Origin of the sequence: uncultured Alistipes sp., from assembly GCF_963931675.1 — a bacterium.
GTDB lineage: Bacteria > Bacteroidota > Bacteroidia > Bacteroidales > Rikenellaceae > Alistipes.
Map to the genome: position 1 here is coordinate 154,386 of NZ_OZ007039.1, position 18,841 is coordinate 173,226.

Sequence of the window (18,841 nt, forward strand, 5' to 3'; positions counted from 1 at the left end):
TGCTCGTCGTTCGGAAAACCCGCAGTTTACGCTGCGGGTTTTTCTTTCGGTTGACAAAACAGCAGGATTCGTTGATTTTTCTTGGCAGAAAGTCGGATTTTTTTTATTTTTGTATATTGGTAAACTTTTGGACGACATGTTCAACAAAAACTACGGGAATATGAAAAAGATTCTTCTTTCGGCGATCGCCGCGCTGTTCGCGGTAACGGCTGCTTCGGCTCAGGATGCAGGAAATTGGGCAGTAGGCCCCCGCATGAACATCTACACCAATACGGGTGAAACCGTTGTCGGCCTGGGAGCTTACGGCCGCTACAACTTCGATGGCAACTGGCGCATCGAGCCTTCAGTCATGGCTCTGCTGCACGAAGGTTGCTCGCTCGACATCAGTTGCGATGCCCAGTATGTCTTTCATGTGGGAAGCGGATGGCATCTTTACCCTGCTGCCGGTCTGACGGTCAATGACATCGGCCGCTGGGCCGCCGGTCTCAACATCGGAGGAGGATTCGACGTCGAGGTTGCACAGAATTGGGATATTTCCGCCGGATTGAAATGGCAGCCCATGTTCGACGACATTCGTCCGAATCCCGTCGTCATCAGCGTCGGCGCCAGCTACAAATTCTGACCCAAGAAGGGGGGGGGTGAGAGAGAGTGTGTGTGTGAGTGAGTAAGAGAGAGAAGAGTGAGTGAGTGAGTGAGTGAGTGAGGAGAGAGTGTGTGAAAAATCAGGCTCGCTTCCTTTGCCGAGCCGACCGGGTCCCCTCAAAGGGAAGCCCTCCCTGCCCCGAAAACATAAAAAACGTCTTCCGAATGGAAGACGTTTTTTTATGACAGAGAGCAACCAGGAAAGCCCGGAGAAATGCGGCACGCATCCGGATATGGCATCAGGGAACAGGCTCAACGCGCCTCGTTCACGCGGATCATTTCGAAGATCCGGTAGCCGATCGGGGCATACGACCGCCATGCGGAGCGTTTGGCCCGATAGGTCCACGGCTGCCCGTCAATATAGAGCGTTACAACGGGCAGATGTGTCTCGTCGAAGAACCCGCAGAGTTGCGAAGCGTCCAAATCGAACGTATAGCGGTGTTTCCAGTCCCGCTTCCCGGGTTCGAGGTAGAGTTTCTCAACCGGGCCCGCCAGCACCACCCCGCCCGAGACAAAACGCACGGAATCCACCTCGTCGGCACGCGCCATCCGGCACGTGAAGTTCAGCGTCGCACGCCCCTCACGGTGCTCCTTGTAGGTGATGTCGAAGGTCAGATCTCCCGCCTCCGGATGTTCGAACAGCGTCACAGGGAAGGTATGGTAGATCACCCCGTCCGCCTCGGCCTTCGAGACGTAGTGCGGACGGATGTTCTGCCCCGCGGCCGTCAGTGTGGCCCCGGCGAACAGCACAGCAGCCGCTCCCCGTAAAAAGCGATCAGTCACCGTAGACAATGATGGTGTAGATCGTATAGACCCCGACGTAGGATTTCGACTGGTAGTCCACGTGGTGGATGCGCGTGATGCCGGCTTCGCGCGCCGCGGTCTGGATGCTCGCATCCCCCATGGCCACCACGCCGACATAACCCTTCACCTCGGCCGTTCCGACCTTGCTCGATCCAGCATTGCCCGTCACGGCCAGGCCGTCCTTTACGTCGGTATAGACGCCGCCTACGACCGGCGACTTGACACAGCCCGTGCCCAGCAGGGCCGCAGCAAAAAATGCGCAGGCAAGAAATTTTTTCATGCTATCTGGTTTTGTAGGCGCAACGGTATTTCCCTTTCGCCAGGTTCAACAGTTTACCCTTGAGCAGCTGCCGCCGCAGGGGCGAGATCCGGTCCGTAAAGACCTTGCCCTCGATGTGGTCATATTCATGCTGAATGACCCATGCCTTAAGGCCTGAAAACTCCTCGTCGTGCTCCACGAAGTCCGTATCCTGGTAACGGATCCGGATCGACAGCGAGCGCGGCACGTCGGCGTAGATCCCCGGAAACGAAAGGCAACCCTCGTTGTAGGTCTTCGTCTCGGCGGAATATTCATAGATTTCGGCGTTCACGAACGCCCGCTTGTAGTCGGCGCACGACGGGTCCTCCTCGGCCCACGGCGTGCAGTCGACGATGAAGAAGCGCAGGTTCCTGCCCACCTGCGGGGCGGCAAGGCCCACACCTCCGGCTTCCTCCAGGGTGAGGAACATATCCTCCTCGAATTTCTTCACATCGAGGCTCTCGGGCGTCACCGGTGCGCAGGGCTTCCGCAGCACCTCGTCGCCATAGATCACGATCGGATAAATCATCGGTTGAATTCCATGTAACTTTGTAAAATAATCGTGGCGGAAATCTTGTCCACCAACGCCTTGTCGCGGCGGGCCATCCGACCGATGCCGCTTTCGAGCATCGTGCGGTGCGCCAGCACCGAGGTGAAACGCTCATCGTGGAAAACCACCTCCTTGTCGGGCCACCTCTGTTGCAAACGCCTTGCCAAAGGCTCGATGAAACGCCACGTCTCCGACGGCGTGCCGTCCATCTGCAAGGGCTTCCCCAAGACGACGGTCGAGACATCCTCCCGCGCGAAGTAGTCCGCCAGCCAGCGTTCCAGATCCTTCGTCGCAACGGTCTCCAGACCCCCGGCAATCAACCGCAGAGGATCGCTCACCGCGACCCCCGTGCGTTTCGTACCGTAGTCGATGGCCAGAATCCGTCCCATTCCGGAAGAGGTCGTGCGCGGCTACAGGTTCAGTTTGCGGAACAGTTTGCGGTAGGAGCACTCCTCGTCGACCAGACGGTAGAGGTCGTCGATGGCGACGCGTTCCTGCTGCATCGTGTCGCGGTAGCGGACCGTCACGGTGTTGTCTTCAAGCGTCTGGCCGTCGACCGTCACGCAGAACGGCGTGCCGATGGCATCCTGACGGCGGTAGCGCTTGCCCACCGAATCCTTCTCGTCGTAAACCACGTTGAAATCGTACTTCAACAGGTCGACGATCTTCTGTGCGACCTCCGGCATCCCGTCCTTCTTGACCAGCGGCAGCACGGCAACCTTCACCGGAGCCAGTGCGGCCGGGAAACGCAGCACGACACGCGAATCGCCGCCTTCCAGCGGCTCCTCGGTATAGGCCGCCGACATCACCTGCAGGAACATGCGGTCCACGCCGATCGACGTCTCCACCACATAGGGCACGTAGCTCTCGCCCGTCTCCGGATCGAAATACTGCAGTTTCTTGCCCGAAAGGCGCTGGTGGTTCCCCAGGTCGAAATCCGTGCGCGAGTGGATGCCCTCGACCTCCTTGAAGCCGAACGGGAAGTTGTACTCGATGTCGGTGGCGGCGTTGGCGTAGTGGGCCAGCTTCTCGTGGTCGTGGAAGCGGTAGTTGTCATCCCCGAAGCCCAGGGCGCGGTGCCAGGCCATCCGCGTGTTCTTCCACTCGTTCCACCACGCCATCTCGGTGCCCGGGCGGACGAAGAACTGCATCTCCATCTGCTCGAACTCCCGCATCCGGAAGATGAACTGACGGGCCACGATCTCGTTGCGGAAGGCCTTGCCGATCTGCGCAATACCGAACGGCAGCTTCATGCGGCCCGTCTTCTGGACATTCAGGAAGTTCACGAAGATACCCTGCGCCGTCTCGGGACGCAGGTAGATCGTCGAAGCACCCTCGGCCGTCGAGCCCATCTGCGTCGAGAACATCAGGTTGAACTGGCGCACCTCGGTCCAGTTGCGCGTCCCCGAAATCGGGCAGGCGATCTCGCAGTCGAGGATGATCTGACGCAGCTCCGCAAGGTCGTTGGCATTCATCGCCCCGGCAAAGCGGCGGTGCACCTCGTCGCGTTTTGCAGCCGTCTCGGCCACGCGCGGCGACGTCTCCCGGTATTTCGCCTCGTCGAAGTCCGCTCCAAAGCGCTTGCGGGCCTTCTCGACCTCCTTCTCGATCTTTTCATCCTGCTTGGCCAGCCACTCCTCGATCAGCACGTCCGCACGGTAGCGTTTCTTCGAGTCCCGGTTGTCGATCAGCGGGTCGTTGAACGCCGCCACGTGGCCCGAAGCCTCCCACGTCTTGGGGTGCATGAAGATCGCCGCGTCGAGCCCCACGATATTCTCGTGCAACTTGACCATCGAGTCCCACCAGTAGCGCTTGATATTGTTCTTCAGCTCCACACCGTTCTGGCCGTAGTCATAGACCGCACCCAGACCGTCGTAGATCTCGCTCGACGGAAATACGAACCCGTACTCCTTGCAGTGAGCGACCAGCTTCTTGAAAAGTTCCTCCTGAGTCATCGTATTCTGTTTTACTGATTTTCCAAAAGGCAAAAATACAAAAAATTAAGAAACCTCGGCCCTCGTACCGATTTTATTTCCACTTTTGCCGATGACGGCAACCCGTTCCGGCCGCGGCAAATCCGAAAACACCGTTTTCTCAAGGTCCCATGATCACCTTTCCCTATTTTTTCGTATCTTCGTTCCGCCAAATCCCAAACATATGCTGCCTATTACGGAACGCAAACAAATCATCGGCCTGATTCAGCGGGAGGTCATCCCCGCCATCGGATGTACCGAACCCATCGCCGTGGCGCTGTGCGTAGCCCGGGCCGCCGAAACCCTGGGCACGGAGCCCGAACGGATTTCGGTGCGGCTGAGCGCCAACATCCTCAAGAACGCCATGGGCGTCGGGATCCCCGGCACGGGGATGATCGGACTTCCGATCGCCGTGGCACTCGGGGCAACGATCGGACGCTCGGAGTACCAGCTGGAGGTGCTGCGCGACGTCACGCCCGAAGCCGTCGAACACGGTCGGCGGATGATCGACGAAAAACGCATCGCCATCTCCCTGAAGGAGGGTATCACCGAGAAACTCTATATCGAAACGGAGGTCGAGGCCGCCGGACACCGCGCCGTGGCGATTATCGCCGGAGGCCATACGGCATTCGTCTACGTCGAACGCGACGGCGAAGCACTCCTCGACAAACGCAGCGCCTCATCCTCGAAGGAGGAGGATGGTGAAGTGCCCCTGACCCTGCGCCGCGTCTGGGAGTTCGCCATGACCACGCCGCTCGACGAGATCCGCTTCATCCTCGAATCGAAACGGCTGAACAAGGCCGCAGCCGAAACCTCCTTCACCGGGGAATACGGGCACTCTGTGGGCCGCACGCTGCGCTGCGACCGCGAACAGCGGATCATGGGAGACAGCATCTTCACCCGCATCCTCTCCTATACCTCGGCAGCCTGCGACGCCCGCATGGCCGGGGCGATGATCCCCGTGATGAGCAACTCCGGAAGCGGGAACCAGGGTATCGCCGCAACACTTCCCGTCGTGGTCTACGCCGAAGAGACGGGGGCTTCGGAGGAGCAGATGATCCGCGCCCTGACGCTGAGCCACCTGACGGTTGTCTACATCAAGCAGAGCCTCGGACGCCTCTCGGCACTGTGCGGCTGCGTCGTGGCGGCAACGGGGTCGAGTTGCGGCATCGTCTACCTGATGGGCGGCAGTTACGAACAGGCTGCCGCTGCGGTCAAAAACATGATTGCCAACCTCACGGGCATGATTTGCGACGGCGCTAAGCCGAGTTGCGCCATGAAGCTCACGAGCGGCGTCTCGACCGCCGTACTCTCGGCCATGATGGCCATGGACGACCGTTGCGTCAGCCCCGTGGAGGGAATCATCGAGGAGGATGTCGACCACTGCATCCACAACCTCACGGCCATCGGGCGCGACGGAATGAACGAAACCGACAGCCTCGTGCTCCACATCATGACCCACAAGGGCTGAGAGGTCGAGTAGCCACAAGGGCAATGGAGGGGGGGGCCGGAGAGGACGAAGGGGCCGAAGTATCCGAAAAGGCCCTGGAAGGCCTGGAAAATCCACAAGGGCAATGGGGCCGAAGGGACTGGAGAGATCGGAGAGATCGGAGAGATCGGAGAGATCGGAGAGATCGGAGAGGTCGAAAAGGCCCGCCGGGATTCCGCCCGACAGAAAAGCACCCCGGCTGCGGATGTCGCGGCCGGGGTGTTCCGTATCGTATCCGTTTCCGGAAGCCGTTACTTCTGGAAGATGGTCTTGACGATGATGTTCGTGGCACCCTGATGGCGGGTCGTATAGTCCTTGGCGATCCGGCTGGTCTTCTGCAGGAAAACCTCGTTGTCACGCAGCGGCGTGAACCAGTCGCGCAACTCCTCGTAGTTCGAAACCGAACGGGCCGCCCCCAACGTCACGAGATCCCGGGCCTCCTTGAATTTTTCGTAATTCGGGCCGAAAGCAATCGGCAACCCGAATGTCGCGGCTTCGAGCGTATTGTGGATCCCCACCCCGAAACCGCCGCCGATATAGCTCCACGTTGCGTATCCGTAGACCGAGGAGAGCAATCCCACCGTATCGAGAATCAGCAGCTGGCGCGTTCCGTATCCCGTGCGCGAGGTGCACTGCGTATAGCGCAGGGCTCCGCCGCGGGTCTCCTCGATGAGCCGGGCAATGCGCCCCTCGTCCATTTCGTGCGGCGCGATAACGAACTTCACACCCGGATTGTCGTTCATCAGCCGGATCAGCAACTCCTCGTCCGGACCCCAGGTCGAACCCGCCACAAACAGCCGGTCCTCCCCCTTGAAGCGCTCCACAATATCGACGTGCTTCGCCGCCCGGGCAATCTCCGCTACCCGGTCGAAACGGGTATCCCCCGCCACCAGCACATTGTCGAAGCCCAGCGTGGCCAGCAGCTTCTTCGACTCCTCGTTCTGGACGAACATCACGTCGAACGACTCCAGCGCCTGGCGCCACATCCCGCCGTAAGGGCGGAAAAAGACCGAATTGCGGCGGAAAATCGCCGACACGACATAGGTCCGGACCTTGCGGCGGCGAAGTTCGCGCAGCAGGTTCAGCCAGTATTCGTATTTGACAAAGACGGCGATCTCGGGGTGCGCCGCATCGAGGAACCGCCGGGCATTGCGCGGCGTGTCGATCGGCAGGTAAAAGATGTAGTCGGCACCCTTGTAATCCTTGCGGATCTCGTATCCCGACGGCGAGAAAAAGGTCAGCAGAATCTTGTATTCGGGATGCAACTTCCGAAGTTGTTCGATGATGGGACGGCCCTGCTCGAACTCCCCGAGCGAGGCTACATGGACCCAGATGATGCGCGCCGCAGGATCGATACGTTCCTGCATCCGCCGGAAAAGATCCTTACGCCCTTCGAGCCACAGTTTGGCTTTCCGATGGCGCGGCGCCACGAGCCGAATGGCCCAGACGTAAAGCATCAGACCGAAATTATAAAACCACATCAGCAGTCTACGGTGTTGAATTTTTCTTTTTATCGGGAGCCCCTCAAAATTTATCGGAAAACCCCTCAAAACCGACTCCGCCCGGAACCCTCTCTCACGCAGTCCATCAGATTCATCCGGGCCTCACGCCCACACAACCCGCCGGATTCACCCCCGGAATTGTTCAGCTTGGCAAAGATAGCATATTTTGACATTTCTGCAAAATTACCAGTTGTATTCCATGGCGTTTTCAATCAGCTCCACCCGGGCCTCCCCATCCGCAGCCATTTCAACGGCCGCCACGTCAAACTGAACCTCTCCCGTCCAGCCCGTCGTCCGAAGATAACAACCCGCCGCCCGCGTCAAAGCCCGGAACTTGCGCCGCGTGGCCGCCGCCTCGGGCGGCGTCAGCGAACCCGACCGCCGGGTCTTGACCTCCACGATGTGCAGCACCTCCCCGTCCGTAGCCACCAGGTCCAACTCGTCCCGCCCCTGCCGCCAGTTCTGCGCCAGAATCGAGTAACCCTTCGCCCGGAGGCACTCCGCCGCCGCGGATTCGCCCGCATGTCCCGTTTCGGCCGTCGTCATCAGTGGAGAATCCGTTGGATGGTGTTGGCTCGCTCCATCGCCGCCTTCAAACCGTCGGCATCGTCGCGTTCGAGCATCTTGCGCAGGATCTGCAGCTGGTGGATGTGCTCGCGCAGCACATCCAGGACGTTATACTTGTTGCGCAGCAGGATCGGGACCCACGTCGCCGCGGAACTCTTCGCCAAACGCACCGTACTCTCGAAACCGCCGCCCGCCAGATCGAAGATATGCCGCTCCTCCCGCTCCTTTTCGAGCACGGTGAGCGCCAGGGCGAACGACGTGACGTGGGAGATATGCGACACGTAGGCCGTATGCAGGTCGTGCTCCTCGGGATCCATGTAGACGGCCGGGCACCCCAGCGTGCGGAAGATCCGCTCCACGGTGTGCAGGGCGTCGCTGTCGCTGCGCACCGTGTCGCAGAAGACGACGTTGCGGCCCGAAAAGGCCCCGCGCTGGGCAGCCTTCGGCCCGCTGTACTCCGTGCCCCACATCGGGTGCACGGCCACGAAGCGGCCCCGGCGGGCATGCATCGAGATCACTTCGCACAACTCGCCCTTGATCGATCCCATGTCGATGACGACCTGGCGGTCATTGACCCGGTTGAGGGCCTTGACGGCCAGCAGCGGAATGGCATCCACGGGGGTGGCCAGCACGATGAGGTCCGCTTCGGCGAGCCCCTCCTCGAACCGGACAATCCGGTCGGCCAGTCCCAGACGGAGCGCTTCGGCGGCGTGTTCCTCGGAACTCTCGACCCCGAGGATCTCTTCGGCCAGTTCATGGTCACGCAGGGCCAAGGCGAACGAGCCTCCGATCAGGCCCAGTCCGACGATCATTGCTTTCATTTGCTGTCGAATTTATGGCTTGTCCTCGTATCCGCCGCATTCGCCCCGCCCCACACCCGGCAGACGGGTTCCCGCGCCTTCCAACGGCCGGGCCCGTCGTTCGGAGCCCACCGCCGTCCGGCCCGGGAAGTTCCCGGTCCATCCGCAGGATGGCCGCAAATCGGTCGGATACCTATATTTATAATAAAAAAGAGAGGTCATCGCCGGGTTGCACCTCGAAAGTCTCGACCCCTTTCCTGAAGATTCGCATCGGACGCGAGCCAAGCAGCTCCAGGCGCCCTTCGTCATAGCGCAGCATACACCCCTCGCGCAGTCCGACCACCCAGCGCCGCGGATTGGCCTCGATGAACTCCAGGATCCGCTGCTCGCGCGTCTCTCCGGCGTGCCCCGCAGGGTTGGCATCCAGGTAGTGGGGATTGATCTGGAACTTCACGGCCCCGATGGCCCGGAACGACGCGGGTTCGACAATCGGCATGTCGTTCGTCGTCGAAATCGTCGGGCAGCAGACATTGCTCCCCGCCGACCACCCCACGTAAGGCGTCCCGGCCTTGATTTTCCGCAGAATAGCCTGCATAAGGCCCTGTTGCTGCATCTTCCGCGCCAGGGCAAAGGTATTACCCCCGCCCACGCAGACCGCCTCGGCCGTGCGGATCAGCGCCGCGGGGTCCTTCGCCCGGTGGACGGAGCGGACCCGGATGCCGAGTTCCGAAAACCGGGCCTGAACCTTCCGTTCATACTCCGCGTAGGAGAAGGTCACGGCGGCATAAGGTACGAAGACGACCTCCCGGATCCCCGTAAGGAACCGTCCGATTTCCGGCAGCGGATAGCGCAGGTATTCTTCCCCCGCATTGGTCGAATTCGAGATCAGAAGCAATTTCATAAAGCACTGTATTTTAAATCATTAATCGCAATTTTGTGCTAAATATCGAAAAAGTTGTGAATAAAAAATCACGGTCTTTTGTCAAAAGTAATAAAAAAAGTGTTACTTTTGCGCAAAATTACTCTGGAAATATACTGAACTGTTTCCAAATAATTGTTTAACTAAAAACTTAAGATTATGTCAGAAGTTCAATCAAAAGTTGTCGAGATCATCGTTGACAAACTGGGTGTCAAGGAGTCGGAAGTAGTACCCGAAGCCAGCTTCACCAACCACCTGGGCGCAGACTCGCTCGACACCGTAGAGCTGATCATGGAGTTCGAGAAGGCTTTCGATATCCAGATCCCGGATGAGGACGCTGAGAAGATCGCTACCGTAGGTGATGCTATCAACTACATCGAGGCGCACAAGAAATAATTTTTTTATCCGTATTTTCATTCACGGCAATTTAAGTCTTAAATTTATGGCAGAAAGAAGAGTAGTTGTTACGGGCATCGGTACGATCAACCCGATTGGTAATAATATTGAGGAATATTTTTCGAATCTGGAAAAGGGAGTCAGTGGTGCCGCACCCATTACTCATTTCAACGCCGAGAAATTCAAGACCCAGTTCGCTTGTGAAGTAAAAAATTACGACCCGAGCCAGTACTTCGATCGCAAGGAGGTCCGAAAATACGACCTCTTCACCCAGTATGCCCTCATCGCCGCCACACAGGCCGTCGAGGACTCGGCGCTCGACCTCGAAAAGGTCGACAAGGAACAGGTGGGTGTGATCTGGAGCTCGGGCATCGGAGGTATCAAATCCTTCTTCGATGAATGTCTGGGCTGGGCCGCTGGGGATGGGACCCCGCGGTTTAGCCCCTTTTTCATCCCCCGCATGATCTCCGACATCGCTGCAGGGTTCATCTCCATGAAGTATGGCTTCATGGGCCCCAACTACTGCACCGTCTCCGCCTGCGCTTCGTCGAACCACGGCATGATCGCCGCATTCGACGCAATCCGCTACGGAAAGGCCGATGTCATGGTAGCCGGAGGTTCCGAAGCTGCCGTCAATGAACCCGCCGTCGGCGGTTTCAACTCCATGCAGGCGCTCTCCACCCGCAACAGCGATCCCCAACACGCCTCGCGTCCCTTCGATGCCGATCGCGACGGATTCGTGATCGGAGAAGGAGCCGGAGCCCTGGTCCTCGAAGAGTACGAGCACGCCAAGGCCCGCGGTGCCAAGATCTATTGCGAAATCATCGGTGGTGCGGCTTCCGCCGACGCCTACCACTTCACGGCTCCCCATCCCGAAGGGAAGGGTGCCATCAAGGCCATGCGCGACGCCATCAAGGATGCCGGAATCCGTCCCGAAGAGATCGACTACGTCAACGTACACGGAACGTCGACCCCTGCCGGTGACCTCCCCGAACTGAAGGCCGTCGCCGAAGTCCTCGGAGAACACGTCTACGATGTCAATATCTCGTCGACGAAATCCATGACGGGACACCTCCTGGGTGCCGCCGGCGCCGTCGAGGCCCTGGCCTGCATCTTCGCCATGACCCACGGAATCGTCCCGCCTACGATCAACTGCGAAAACCTCGATCCCGCCATCGATCCGAAACTCAACCTCACGCTCAACACGCCTCAGAAACGAGATGTGAAGTGCTGTCTGAGTAACACGTTCGGATTCGGAGGACACAACTCGACGGTCATTTTCCGCAAACTGTAATATCCCGTAACGTCCGCACGCCGTGATCGATTTCATCCTGCGTCCGCTGCGGCGGAATTTCGGACGTGACCGTGCGTATTACAGAATGGTCGACGACCTGTTCGGGTTCATTCCCCACAACGTCGAGATCTACAAGCTGGCTTTGATTCACAAGTCAGCTTCTTTGATTTTGGAGGACGGACGGCCCATCAACAACGAACGACTCGAATACCTCGGCGATGCCGTCATCGAGGCTGTCACCTCCGATTACCTCTTCATCGAATTCCCCGACCGCGACGAAGGGTTCATGACACAGCTGCGGTCGAAAATCGTCTCGCGACAATCCCTCAACGCCCTGGCCGTCGAACTCGGACTCGACCGATACGTGGTTTCGAACGGCGGGGCCGGAATCGCTCAGAAACATATCTTCGGAGACGCCTTCGAAGCCATGATGGGCGCCGTCTATCTGGATCAGGGCTACGATTTCGTCAACCGGCTGCTGATCAACCGGATCTATTACCGCCACCTGAACATGGAGAAACTGACCGAATCGGAGACCGATTTCAAGAGCCGGTTGATCGAATGGAGTCAGAAAAACCACCACCGGATCTCCTTCCGCACCGAAACAGAAAAAGGCTCGGCAGCCAATCACCCGCTATTTTACAGCACGGTGATGATCGACGACATGGAGGTCGGACACGGATCCGGAGGCTCGAAAAAGGAGGCGGAACAACACGCCGCATTCTCCGTATCGCAATACCTGACTGACGAACAGTGCGCTACGCTGCTGGACAAGGTCGACCGCCTGTCGCGCTGACCGTCGGGCCGAACACAGCAACCATGGAGAACATTCGCAACAAAATGGCTTCCCGGGGCGTCGAAGCGCTCGATGACCGGGAGTTGCTGGCCCTGCTCATCGAGGATAAGGCATTGGCCGAGCTCCTGCTGAACACTTACGGAGGGTCGTTGGCCCGGCTCGCCGGCGAAGCCGAAGCCCGGCTGCGCATGGTCGGGGGACTGGGGCTGAAAAGGGCCCGGATGCTGCGGCTCGCCGCGGAGTTCGGACGCAGAGTCGCGGTGTCCGGAGCCGAAGATGCGGACTTCATCGCCACGAGCGACGATGTCGTGCGCCTGTTCCGTCCGCAGCTCGAACGCCTGCCCCATGAAGAGTGCTGGGCGGTGTACCTCACCTCCTCGAACCGCATCATCGAACGCCAGCGCGTAAGCCAGGGCGGAGTGACGGGAACGGTGGTCGACCACCGGCTGATCGTCAAACGCGCGCTGGAGCTGCTCGCCACACAGATTATCCTGATCCACAACCACCCCTCGGGAACCCCCGAGGCAAGTCCACAGGACAAGGCCCTGACCGATCGGATAGCCCGGGCCGCCGCGCTGTTCGACATCCGGCTGCTGGACCACCTTATCATTGCCCGTGACGGGGATTTCTCGTTCCGGCGCGAAGGGTTGATCAACTAACCGGAGGAGGAGGACAAGAGATCCGCATCCGCCTTAAATCGGGCGGGGCCGGGCGAGCGGGGAGGGGTATTTTTCCAAAAAACGGCGGAAAGGCCGGCTAAACAAGGCGGTTCGCGCAAAACTGGCGGCCGGGAACAAACGGGATTTCCAAAAACGGCGGAAAGGTCGGCAAAACAAGGCGACATCTACAAAAAAGATCGGGTGGCGAGGAGAAAAATTCTCCCTCCGCCCGATTTCGGTGTTCGGCTCCCTTCGATCGACAATCGACAGGGGCGAATCCTCGAAAAAAATGTCGCATCGGTATCCAAATCGCATAAAGATCTGATTTTTTCCGTATTTTCGCAATATGAAAGACCCGAAAAATCGAAAATGGAAGGTCCTCACGAGCGAGTATCTCTTCCGCAAACCGTGGTTCACCGTGCGGCACGAAAGTCTCGAACTCCCCGACGGCCGGCGTGTCCCCGACTACTACGTCCTCGAATACCCCGACTGGATCAACGTCACGGCCATCACCCGCGACGGACACTTCGTACTGATCGACCAGTACCGGCACGGTCTCGGCGAAACCTGCTACGAAATCCCGGCCGGAGTCTCCGAACCGACCGACAACTCGATGCTGGCCGCGGCACAGCGCGAACTGGCCGAAGAGACCGGCTACGGAGGCGGGGAATGGCAACTGCTTACGGTCGTGGCGCCCAATCCGGCCACGCAGACCAACCTTACCCACTGCTTCCTCGCAACGGGAGTCGAGCGCATCTCGGAACAGCACCTCGATCCGACCGAGGACCTGCGCGTCCACCTCATGACGCGCCGTGAGGTGCTCGAACTGCTCCGCACGAACCGCATCCGCCAGGCTCTGATGGCCGCTCCGCTGTGGCGTTACTTCGCCGAGCATCCCGAACCGGAGGATACCCGTCCCGGGCGATGATCCCCGCAACAAGCGAATCTCACACCCCCAAGACTTCTCCTCAAAATACGCATCCCATGCCGAACAAGATCTACGACTCGATCCGCACCGTCTACTTCTCACCGACCGGCACCTCGAAGAAGATTGCCGAAGCCATAACCCGGGGAATTGCGGCCCCCGCAAACGGGAGCACGGTCTTCACACTCCCGGGCTCCGCCTCCCGCCTCGCCGCGCAGACCATCGATTTGACGCACCTCTCCGAACCCGCAGCGGTCGAGCTCCCCGCCGAAACCGTCACCGTAATCGCCGCTCCCGTTTACGGGGGCCGCATCGCTCCGGTGGCCGTAAAAAGGCTGGCCGGGATTCGCGGATCGGGAGGTCCGGCCGTCGTGGTCGCCCTCTACGGAAACCGGGCCTTCGAACACGCCGTCGCGGAACTGGCCGCACTGGCGGCACATCAGGGATTCGTTCCCGTTGCCGCCGCGGCATTCGTCGGCGAGCACTCTTACTCGACCCCCGCGACACCGATCGCCGCCGGGCGTCCCGATGCGCAGGACCTGGCTGCGGCCGAGGCGTTCGGACAGGAGGTCCGGCAAAAACTCGAATCCGGAGATGCCGCCCCGGTCGATGCGTCGCAACTCAAGGACCGCCGGGCCCCAAGTCTGTCGACCCTGCGGTTCATCCGCTTTGTCCTCGGGTACCGCCGCCAGCAGAGACGCAATCCGGTGGTCTATCTGCCCGAATGTGATGCCGAACGATGCACGCAATGCGGGCGTTGTGCGGCAATCTGCCCCGTCGGGGCCATTTCGCGCGGAGACGAGACCCGCACCGATCCGGCACGCTGCATCCGCTGCTGTGCCTGCGTCAAGGGGTGCCCGACCGGAGCCCGCACCTTCCATACGCCCTTCGCCGAGGCGTTGTCCCGCAACTTCTTCCGCCGCAAGAAACCCGTCACCCTTCTGTGATCGAAAGACTTCCGACACCCGCTCCTCACGAACTCGACGCCCTCACCGCCCTTTGGGAACGGTCGGTACGCGCCACACACCGGTTTCTCAAACCCGGGGACATCGGCTTCTTCCGACGCATCGTACGCGAGGAGGCCCTCGCGGCCGTGGAGCTCTTCGTCGTCCGCAACGCTACGGGAGAGTTCGCAGCCTTCGCGGGGGTGGCGGGCGAACAACTCGAAATGCTTTTCGTCGACCCCGCCGAACGCGGAAAGGGAATCGGCCGCGAACTGGTCCGGCACGTCGTACGGCAGTGCGGAGTCCGACAGGTCGACGTCAACGAACAGAATGCCCAGGCGGTGGGATTTTAGGTAATGATGCCAAAAGTGGTTGGTGTCGTATTGGATCAAATGACCAGAATTGTACGATTCTGGTCATTTGCGTTTCTTAATAATTCCATCATTGCTGTTCAGGAAAAGATACCACTTTACAAAGTCCTTAAAATGTTGTTCCGAGAGTCCACGATGGATTCTTAAATTATCCTTCAAGTGACCGAAGAACGACTCAATAGAATTTGAAGATTTAGGTACATTAGGGTATCGCGTGTATGAAAACAGATCGGGTATGGCACGCTTGATATGCGAGACACTTCGATGCAGCATCTTATGCGTAAACCACCATCTTCCCGACAGCTCATCTACGGTTTTTTCATTGATAAATGGTTCGTGTCGCCGATACCAGTCAATAAAAGCCCGTATCCATAACTGTGCCTCATCATGTGTTTGTACTCCATTTAACAAGTGCACCAGTTCGAGGAGTTCCTGTGCCGCTACGGTCTGTGGTTTGCGTGTAATCCACGTCTCTATCTCTCGCGCTACATGTACCGTACAACGCTGCAAGATCGCCTCCGGACACACTTCCCGCACCGCTTTTATGATATTGGGAGATCCATCACAGGTGACACTCTCAATTTGAATGCCGACATCGCGTATAGCCGTTAGGTCTGCTTTCAAATCCCGCAGCGTTTCACTCCTGGTTATGCGATAGAGGAGGGTCATCTTGATGTTGTGATCCCGATATACAACCAGACAAATCTTATTTGAGAAGTAGGTGCCGTCGATCAGAAGATTTACCTTCTCGCGTCGCTGTATCTGCCATAAAGGGCACTGGGGCAAGAGCCGATAGAAGTATCTTTTTAGGGTGCGTTCGCTGTATCCGCTCTCACTCGCAAGGTCACAAATACGCTGTTTACCGCGAACCCAACGCGCGAACCATATAAACTTGTTTTTATCGGAAATCCAGTCTCGACGATCCGTAAAATAGCTGCCACAATTCTTACAATAATAGCGGCTGCAACCGCTACGAGTACCCCATTTTATTGTCTCTAAAAAGCCACAATGAGGACAGCGTATTTTTCGTTTTTTTGACATAAAAATAGAGATTAGTAGAAACCCGTTTCTACTAATCTCTATTTTATCCTTATAACTACCAAATATTATGTCGGTTACATTTTATACCACCAACCAATTTTGGCATCATTACCGGATTTTACGAACGGATGGGATTCCGCACCTTCGGGCGCGACCCCCTCGATCCGTCGGGCAAGCCCTACCCCATCCTGCATCTCAGGCTGGAACCATCCGCCCCGCCCCATACGGAAAAGGCGGGCGCCTTCTGACGGACGCTCGCCTTTCCCGTACCCGACGCAAACGGATCACTCCATGCAGCCCGCGACCGACAGCGGCTCGTCACCCACCTCGACCGTCACCTCCGAAAGTTCTCCCCGCGCATTCTCATAGCGGAACGTATAGCTCCCGTGCTTCTCCAGCAGGATGCGGAAACCGTCGTTCATGTCCTGTTCGGGAGCGGCTGTACGGCCCCCGCCCACCTGTTCCGCACCGCGGAAAACATCGACGTTCACAGCAACACGCCCCGCCGAGGTCCCCTCGACCGATGCCGTGCGGTACATCGTAAAGCGGACCGGGACGTGTGTTCCTCCAGCCAGCAGCGCCTCGGTGTGTGCGGCTCCGAATTCCCGGTAGCGGCGCGTGACATCCACGCCGTGGACGCTGCGCGACGTTTCACTCCACACCATCGGGAACCAGTCGCCCGTCGGCCGGAACGACACGGCATAAATCGCATGGGAACGCTCCCCCACCGTGGCCTGCCCCGCATCGGCCAGGAACCACGCACGGTCGAAATCCGTAAAATAATACTCCGTAAAGTGCCAGCCGCCGTCGAACCACACCTCCGTCCAGCTGTGGTTGCCGCGGTCGTCGTGCCACGCCGGGGTCCCGACGAACCGCGCCGGGATCCCCACCGACCGCAGGGCATCGACCAGCAGCACCGAAAGTCCCGTACAGGAGGCCATGTGTTGGCGCATCGACTCTGCGGGGCTCTGGTTGGTCTTCTCGCGCTGCGTGTTGTACTCCACGCCGACCCGCTCGACGATGGCGCGGTTCACCGCCTCGGCCGCTTCGCGCAGCGTCCGGCATCCGGCCACACAGGGCGCAAAGCGTTCGTAAAAGTCCGCCCGCCACGAGTCGCGCACCTCGTCGACCACGGCATAGGGCAACACCTCGTTCAGAAAGATCGAATCCGGCAGTGTCCTGCTCCACGGGAATTGCGCCCGAGCCCGGCAGGCACAGGAGACGTTCTCGCGCAGCAGGTCGAGCCGCATCGTATCGCGGTCGCCGCACGGCATCCAGGCAATCAGCCAGGCCATCGCTTCGCGTTCGGCGCGCGGCGTTTCACGCAGCAGCTGCCGCAGGCTGTCGGCTCGCGGGCTCCCGGAAAGGGCCGCATCGAGCAGCGGATCGTAACATGCGGGGATGCCGCTCCCGTAACGGCTGCCGCCGCAGGCGCAGAGGCCCACACTCAGCAAAAGGATCAGCCATCGTATCATCGTTCGAGTTCCTTGAGAATCTGTCGTACCAGCGCCTCGTCGGCACACGGAACCGCGTATTCGGGGATCCCCGCCACACCGCCCATCGAGACCCGCGGATTGCGGAAGCGCATCCGGCTCTCACGCCAGCCCCGGGCGCTGAAGTGCAGGGCATCGACCCCCGCCGCGGCCAGCAGACGGGCATTCGAGGCGTTCACGCCGCTGCCCGCCATGATTTCGAGGCGCCCGGCCGCCCGGGCGACCAGTTCGCGGAGCGTCGCAAGTCCCTCCACGGCGGTGTTGCAGCCGCCCGAGGTGAGGATCCGGCGGCAGCCGCACGCCACGACCGCTTCGAGTGCCTCGAACGGGTCGCGCGTCATGTCAAAGGCCCGGTGGAAGGTCACCTCCAGGCCGTCGGCCACCGCAACGAGCGCCGCGGTACGCACCCGGTCGACCTCGCCGTCGGGGGTCAGCACGCCCAGGACCACCCCGTCGGCCCCGCACGCCCGGGCAAAGCGGATCTCCTCGGCCATCTGCTCCAACTCGGAGTCGGTATAGCAGAAATCGCCGCCCCGCGGGCGGATCATCACCTGGAGCCGGATGCCCGGGACCTCACGCGCCCGGCGGATCGCGGCAGCCGAAGGCGTCGTCCCGCCCTCCCAGGGCGAAGCGCACAATTCAACCCGTATCACCCCGGCCCGGGAAGCGACCAGACACGAATCGACGGAATAGGCACAAAGTTCGGTTGTCATATACGCGATTTTTACAGCAGGTATCGGGGAAACGGGCTGCCGCACGACATTTCGCCTCGCCCCCCACACGGCATCACCGGTTCACGCCGCGCAACACCACCGTCACCGACATCGGACCATGGGCCCCGAAAACCAGCGCCTGCTCGATATCAGCCGTCTTCGACGGTCCCGACATGAAGCATCCGTATCCGAAATCGTCCACCTCGGGGCGCACGACGGCTTCGTGCATCGTATCCACCAGGGCATCCTGCGGGATGACAATCATCAGGGCCGTAGCGCCGAAATAGAGCGCCTTGTGACGAATATCCTGTGCGATCCACACCGCACCGTTCTCCGCCACGCCGAACGAACCCCGGACCACCCCCAGGTCCACATCCACCAACTCCCGCGGATCCTCCACCGCATCGGGATCAATCGTCGCCAACGTCACCTCGGGCAGCGCCGAGGCAATCCGCCGCGCCTCCGGATAACACCGGCGGATCACCCCGTCGAGGGTCTCCCCCGGCAGCATCCGCACGGCACGCCCCCCGGCCGCCTCCAGCCGTTCGGCAAACACCGCCTCGCGCGCCTCGAAACGCTGGGGAACAAAATCCATTTCCGGATACGGCGACTCGGGCATCCCGTCCGCCGCAAGACGTTTCAATATCTCTTCCTTGCTGTTCATC

General features: G+C 59.7%; 22 protein-coding genes. 9 read left to right on the forward strand and 13 right to left on the reverse strand.

Features of this window, described 5'->3' with window-relative positions; all coding sequences use genetic code 11:
- Positions 1-160 precede the first annotated feature (160 nt).
- Complete coding sequence (locus ABGT65_RS00700; RefSeq protein ID WP_346699310.1) at positions 161-622, forward strand: outer membrane beta-barrel protein; 462 nt, start codon at positions 161-163, stop codon at positions 620-622.
- A gap of 272 nt (positions 623-894) precedes the next feature.
- Here the strand turns inward: ABGT65_RS00700 and ABGT65_RS00705 are convergent, their stop codons facing one another.
- From ABGT65_RS00705 to ABGT65_RS00725, 5 genes are read right to left on the reverse strand one after another with little or no spacing between them, the layout of a single operon-like run.
- Positions 895-1,425 carry a hypothetical protein gene (locus ABGT65_RS00705; protein WP_346699311.1) on the reverse strand — a complete coding sequence of 177 codons (531 nt, stop codon included), beginning with the start codon at positions 1,423-1,425 and terminating at the stop codon, positions 895-897.
- Positions 1,418-1,726, reverse strand: a complete 309-nt coding sequence (locus ABGT65_RS00710; RefSeq protein WP_346699312.1) for a TRL-like family protein — start codon at positions 1,724-1,726, stop codon at positions 1,418-1,420. The genes ABGT65_RS00705 and ABGT65_RS00710 overlap by 8 nt, the downstream gene beginning before the upstream one ends.
- 1 nt (position 1,727) lies before the next feature.
- Positions 1,728-2,273 (reverse strand): peptide deformylase, encoded by a 546-nt coding sequence (gene def / locus ABGT65_RS00715; RefSeq protein WP_346699313.1) that lies wholly within the window; start codon positions 2,271-2,273, stop codon positions 1,728-1,730.
- The gene (gene ruvX / locus ABGT65_RS00720; RefSeq protein WP_346699314.1) at positions 2,270-2,683 is read right to left on the reverse strand and encodes a Holliday junction resolvase RuvX; all 414 of its coding nucleotides are present in this window, start codon (positions 2,681-2,683) and stop codon (positions 2,270-2,272) included. Before ruvX ends, def begins: the two co-directional genes overlap by 4 nt.
- A 21-nt stretch (positions 2,684-2,704) precedes the next feature.
- Positions 2,705-4,249: a glycine--tRNA ligase gene (locus ABGT65_RS00725; RefSeq protein WP_346699315.1), complete on the reverse strand. Its 1,545-nt coding sequence runs from the start codon at positions 4,247-4,249 to the stop codon at positions 2,705-2,707.
- A gap of 205 nt (positions 4,250-4,454) precedes the next feature.
- On the opposite strand from ABGT65_RS00725, the gene ABGT65_RS00730 reads away from it, so the two are divergent.
- Entirely contained in the window at positions 4,455-5,738 is a 1,284-nt protein-coding gene (locus ABGT65_RS00730; protein WP_346703029.1) for an L-serine ammonia-lyase, iron-sulfur-dependent, subunit alpha, read from the forward strand.
- A gap of 269 nt (positions 5,739-6,007) precedes the next feature.
- Here ABGT65_RS00730 and ABGT65_RS00735 read toward each other — a convergent pair whose 3' ends face one another.
- From ABGT65_RS00735 to pepE, 4 genes are all read right to left on the reverse strand, one after another.
- On the reverse strand, positions 6,008-7,237 hold the full coding sequence (locus ABGT65_RS00735) for a glycosyltransferase N-terminal domain-containing protein (protein WP_346699316.1): 1,230 nt from the start codon (positions 7,235-7,237) through the stop codon (positions 6,008-6,010).
- Between the two features lie 204 nt (positions 7,238-7,441).
- Positions 7,442-7,807: a YraN family protein gene (locus ABGT65_RS00740; protein ID WP_346703030.1), complete on the reverse strand. Its 366-nt coding sequence runs from the start codon at positions 7,805-7,807 to the stop codon at positions 7,442-7,444.
- The gene (locus ABGT65_RS00745) at positions 7,804-8,646 is read right to left on the reverse strand and encodes a prephenate dehydrogenase (protein WP_346699317.1); all 843 of its coding nucleotides are present in this window, start codon (positions 8,644-8,646) and stop codon (positions 7,804-7,806) included. Before ABGT65_RS00745 ends, ABGT65_RS00740 begins: the two co-directional genes overlap by 4 nt.
- Positions 8,647-8,824: 178 nt before the next feature.
- A complete protein-coding gene (gene pepE, locus ABGT65_RS00750) occupies positions 8,825-9,526 on the reverse strand; it encodes a dipeptidase PepE (protein WP_346699318.1) in 702 nt (233 codons plus the stop codon).
- A gap of 177 nt (positions 9,527-9,703) precedes the next feature.
- Here pepE and ABGT65_RS00755 point away from each other — a divergent pair, with 177 nt between their 5' ends.
- The 7 genes from ABGT65_RS00755 to ABGT65_RS00785 all read left to right on the forward strand — a co-directional run bounded on the left by ABGT65_RS00755 (position 9,704) and on the right by ABGT65_RS00785 (position 14,911).
- Entirely contained in the window at positions 9,704-9,940 is a 237-nt protein-coding gene (locus ABGT65_RS00755; RefSeq protein ID WP_346699319.1) for an acyl carrier protein, read from the forward strand.
- 46 nt (positions 9,941-9,986) lie between these two features.
- Positions 9,987-11,234, forward strand: a complete 1,248-nt coding sequence (gene fabF / locus ABGT65_RS00760) for a beta-ketoacyl-ACP synthase II (RefSeq protein WP_346699320.1) — start codon at positions 9,987-9,989, stop codon at positions 11,232-11,234.
- A gap of 22 nt (positions 11,235-11,256) precedes the next feature.
- On the forward strand, positions 11,257-12,030 hold the full coding sequence (gene rnc / locus ABGT65_RS00765) for a ribonuclease III (RefSeq protein ID WP_346699321.1): 774 nt from the start codon (positions 11,257-11,259) through the stop codon (positions 12,028-12,030).
- A 23-nt stretch (positions 12,031-12,053) separates the two neighbouring features.
- Positions 12,054-12,689, forward strand: a complete 636-nt coding sequence (radC, locus tag ABGT65_RS00770; RefSeq protein ID WP_346699322.1) for a DNA repair protein RadC — start codon at positions 12,054-12,056, stop codon at positions 12,687-12,689.
- Between the two features lie 346 nt (positions 12,690-13,035).
- Positions 13,036-13,617, forward strand: a complete 582-nt coding sequence (locus ABGT65_RS00775; protein WP_346699323.1) for an NUDIX hydrolase — start codon at positions 13,036-13,038, stop codon at positions 13,615-13,617.
- Positions 13,618-13,673: 56 nt separating this feature from the next.
- Complete coding sequence (locus tag ABGT65_RS00780) at positions 13,674-14,561, forward strand: 4Fe-4S binding protein (RefSeq protein WP_346699324.1); 888 nt, start codon at positions 13,674-13,676, stop codon at positions 14,559-14,561.
- Complete coding sequence (locus ABGT65_RS00785; RefSeq protein ID WP_346699325.1) at positions 14,558-14,911, forward strand: GNAT family N-acetyltransferase; 354 nt, start codon at positions 14,558-14,560, stop codon at positions 14,909-14,911. Before ABGT65_RS00780 ends, ABGT65_RS00785 begins: the two co-directional genes overlap by 4 nt.
- 63 nt (positions 14,912-14,974) lie before the next feature.
- On the opposite strand, the gene ABGT65_RS00790 is transcribed toward ABGT65_RS00785, so the two are convergent.
- The 4 genes from ABGT65_RS00790 to ABGT65_RS00805 form a co-directional block, all read right to left on the reverse strand.
- The gene (locus ABGT65_RS00790) at positions 14,975-15,970 is read right to left on the reverse strand and encodes a transposase (RefSeq protein WP_149873922.1); all 996 of its coding nucleotides are present in this window, start codon (positions 15,968-15,970) and stop codon (positions 14,975-14,977) included.
- A gap of 284 nt (positions 15,971-16,254) precedes the next feature.
- On the reverse strand, positions 16,255-17,445 hold the full coding sequence (locus ABGT65_RS00795) for a transglutaminase-like domain-containing protein (protein WP_346699326.1): 1,191 nt from the start codon (positions 17,443-17,445) through the stop codon (positions 16,255-16,257).
- Positions 17,442-18,176, reverse strand: coding sequence for a copper homeostasis protein CutC (locus ABGT65_RS00800; protein ID WP_346699327.1), 735 nt, complete (start codon positions 18,174-18,176; stop codon positions 17,442-17,444). The genes ABGT65_RS00795 and ABGT65_RS00800 overlap by 4 nt, the downstream gene beginning before the upstream one ends.
- Positions 18,177-18,249: 73 nt before the next feature.
- A complete protein-coding gene (locus ABGT65_RS00805) occupies positions 18,250-18,840 on the reverse strand; it encodes an LUD domain-containing protein (protein ID WP_346699328.1) in 591 nt (196 codons plus the stop codon).
- Between the last annotated feature and the right edge of the window lies 1 nt (position 18,841).